The 1,382-nt window shown below is 61.6% G+C and carries 1 protein-coding gene; it reads left to right on the plus strand.

What is annotated here, in order from left to right; translation table 11 throughout:
* Positions 1–127: 127 nt before the first annotated feature.
* On the plus strand, positions 128–1,382 hold a 1,255-nt coding region (locus JJB74_RS32935; RefSeq protein ID WP_200598766.1), incomplete at its 3' end, for an IS5 family transposase.

Below are 1,382 nucleotides of genomic sequence, written 5' to 3' on the forward strand. Positions count from 1 at the left end.
TAGTCGTCCGTGCAAAATCTCTGACGTGCAGTGACGGCAAGGGATTTGCGTAGAAACGACCCTCTGAATTCCTCGAGAAACTACGATATAAGGCAGCGAAAACTGAGGGAAATGCGAGGAAGCGCGCATGGCAACCGATGACTTTTTCCGGGCAAGATTGGATCAGATGATCGACTTGCGGCATCCCTTGGCGGTGCTAGCTCAGCGCCTGCCCTGGACACAGATAGAAGCCGCGCTGGCCCCGGCGTTTACCCATCAGCCCCGTCCAGGCAAAGTCCTGGCCGACTGCGACTTGTTCGGCACGTCGCTGGAATTAGCCGGCGCCGCGCCCAGCCCGGCTGGGCGGCCGCGCCTGCCGATTCGCTTGATGGTCGCGCTGCTCTATCTCAAGCACGCCTTCAACCTGAGCGATGAAGCGGTGGTGGAGCGCTGGTCGCAAGACGTGGTGTGGCAATACTTCAGCGGCCAGGATTACTACACGCCGAAGCTGCCCTGTGATCCAACGCAGCTCGGGCGCTTCCGCAAGGCCATCGGCGAGGCCGGTGTGGAGGAAGTGCTTAAGGCCACCATCGACACTGCCGTCGCCATTAAGGCAGTCCGACCAACGGAATTTGAGCGCGTCATCGTTGATACCACGGTGCAGGAGAAAGCCATCGCGCATCCCACCGACAGCCGTTTGCTCGACGTGGCGCGCATGCAGCTGGTGCGCCTGGTCAAGCGTGCCGGCATCGCGCTCAAGCAGACCTATGCCAGAGAAGGCAAGACCCTGCGCCGCAAAGCCGGCGGGTATGCCCATGCCAGGCAATTCAAGCGCCTGCGTCGCACGCTCAAGCGCCAGCGCACGATCCTGGGCATCGTCATGCGCGACATCCGGCGCAAGCTCGATGATGCCACCGCGGTCCCCGAGGCGCTGATGCAGCAACTGCAAACCATGCTGGCCCGTGCAGAGAGGATTCGTACTCAGCGGCCCAAGGACAAAAACAAGCTGTACGCGCTGCATGCGCCGGAGGCAGAGTGCATCAGCAAGGGCAAGGCGCGCAATCCTTACGAGTTCGGCGTTAAGGCCAGTGTGGCGACAACGCACAAGAGCGGTCTGGTGGTTGGCGCGCGCACCTTCCCAGGCAATCCCTACGACGGTCATGTCCTGCGTGAGCAGATCGAGCAAAGCACCATTCTGCTGGAAGACATCGGCGTGACGCCGAAACAGGCAGTGGTCGACCTCGGATTCCGTGGCGTCGACGAAGACAATCCAGGCATCGAGATCATCCATCGCGGCAAACACAAGTCGCTCACCGCGCCGCAGCGGCGTTGGCTGAGGCGGCGCCAGGCGATTGAACCCGTGATTGGGCACCTGAAATCGGATCACCGGATGGATCGCTGCT

Source organism: Noviherbaspirillum pedocola (assembly GCF_016632335.1).
Taxonomy (GTDB): domain Bacteria; phylum Pseudomonadota; class Gammaproteobacteria; order Burkholderiales; family Burkholderiaceae_D; genus Noviherbaspirillum_A; species Noviherbaspirillum_A pedocola.